We start from the raw sequence: 1,922 nt of genomic DNA, 5'->3' as shown, positions 1-1,922 counted from the left end.
TTGTCGACGAGGACGGGGCCTGAGTGGAGGCCGGCAGCCAGTAGCAGCCGGTCTCCGGATTGTGCTGAAGCAATCGCGTGTGCCAGTTCGCTGCCGCCCGCCGCGACCTTGATGTCGGCGGCTGAGACAGTGCCCATACCTACGTAAAGACATAGCAGGCAGGTTATGGCGCGTGCGACCCCTTGCATCGGAGATTCTCCTTATGCCCCGCGCGGTTCGACCAGCATGCGGCCGCGCATCTCCATGTGGAGCGCGTGGCAGAACCACTGACAGTAGAACCAGTGCACGCCCGGACGATCTGCGGTGAAGGTGATCGACGCAGTGGCTTGCGGTGCGACTTCCATCGCGATGCCATAGTTGGACAGGCAGAAGCCGTGGGTCACATCGTCAATGTCGTCGATGTTGGTGACATAGACCGTCACCTCGTCGCCCTGTTTGACCGTGAATTTCTCCAGCCCGAACTGCGGTGCATAAGATGTCATGTAGACGCGGACCTTGTTGCCGTCGCGAATGACCGTGTCATCGGATACGAGATCCACGCCATCGGCTTTGGCCTGATCGACAGCATCGGCAAAAGTCGGGTCGTCACGCGTCCACAGGTTCACCGGCTTCACGATGTCGGAGCGCACGATGATGCTGTCATGCGGCTCGGCAAAGGTCGGGCCGTCGTGAACCACCTTCATTTCGTCTGACGAGATGTCGATGAGTTGTTCGTTCTCCGGCTTCAGCGGGCCGGTGTTGAGGAACCGGTCCTTGGAGAACTTGTTCATCGAGATCAGCCACGCGCCATCGGCATCGACAGTTTCGCCCATGGAGGTGGAGTTGTGCCCGGGCTGATAGTGCACATCGACCTTGGAGATGATCGGATCGACATCCTCACCAGCAAACTTGCGGATCGCCTTGTCGATGTTCCATTTCACCACCTGGCTGTCGAGGAACAGCGTTGTGAAAGCATTTCCTTTTCCATCGTAGGCGGTGTGCAAGGGCCCGAGACCGAGTTCCGGTTCGCCGACGACGGCCGAACGCGGATCGGCATCTTCCTCGAAGAGTGCGTCCAGTTTCGTGACGTCGATGATTGAGACAGTCGGTGACAGCTTGCCATTGACCACGACATGCTGCTTGTCCGGCGCGGTATTGATGCCGTGAGGGCTGTTGGGGATCGGGATGTAGCGGGTGTATTTCTTGTTGCTGCCCTTGCGCCCGTCGATGACCGGGACACCGTTCAGCATCCGCACATCACCTGACGCCACGCCGGCTTCGATTTCCTTCAGGTTGAAGACGACGACGTGATCGAGTTCGTTCTCGGTCATCTCCGCCAGGTTCATGCCCATCTCCGAGTTATAGGAGGTGGAGAAGGCATATTTGCCCTGATAATCGCAGTCGGTGTTGTCGAGGTTGCCAGACACCATGACCTGCCATGCGACCTTCATCTCGTCGCCGTCGATTGCCGTGAAGATGTTGGTGTACTTCGACGGATCGTCGAGAATAGAGCCATCATTGACCAGCGGTGCTTCGTGCTCGCCATTGGCAAAGATGTAGCCTGTGCGGGGGTACTTCTGCGGACGCATCCCGTGGATGTCATGCGCGTTCGGGATCTCGATGATCTTGTCGCATTTCATCACGTCGCAACGCACGCGGGCAACGCGCGTGTTGGCCTTGTCGTTCATGAACAGGTAGCGGCCATCGTAGGTGCCGTCGGTGAATGACATGTGGGGATGGTGGAGATCGCCGTTATCGTAGGTCTTCATGCCGCGTGCGGCGAGGAAGGCTTTGGTTTCAGGCAGTAGGCCCTCAGTCAGAACCTTCAGGCTTTCGTTGGTCTGACCCCAGCCGGTTGCCGAGCAGCGGTTGAACACCGGCACACGCATCAGTTCGCGCATGGACGGGAAGCCGAGAATGCGCAGTTCGCCCGTCTGGCCCGA

1 protein-coding gene is annotated in these 1,922 nt (G+C 58.8%); it reads right to left on the bottom strand.

The window, feature by feature from the left end; genetic code table 11:
* Positions 1-200: 200 nt before the first annotated feature.
* A partial coding sequence (gene nosZ, locus ACKTEK_RS15970; RefSeq protein WP_409166317.1) for a TAT-dependent nitrous-oxide reductase occupies positions 201-1,922 on the bottom strand: 1,722 nt, incomplete at its 5' end.

It is taken from the genome of Tepidamorphus sp. 3E244 (assembly GCF_046159835.1).
Lineage (GTDB): Bacteria > Pseudomonadota > Alphaproteobacteria > Rhizobiales > Tepidamorphaceae > JACKJK01.
The sequence above is the reverse complement of the archived record's forward strand: the minus strand, read 5'-3'. Positions and strand labels throughout refer to the sequence as shown.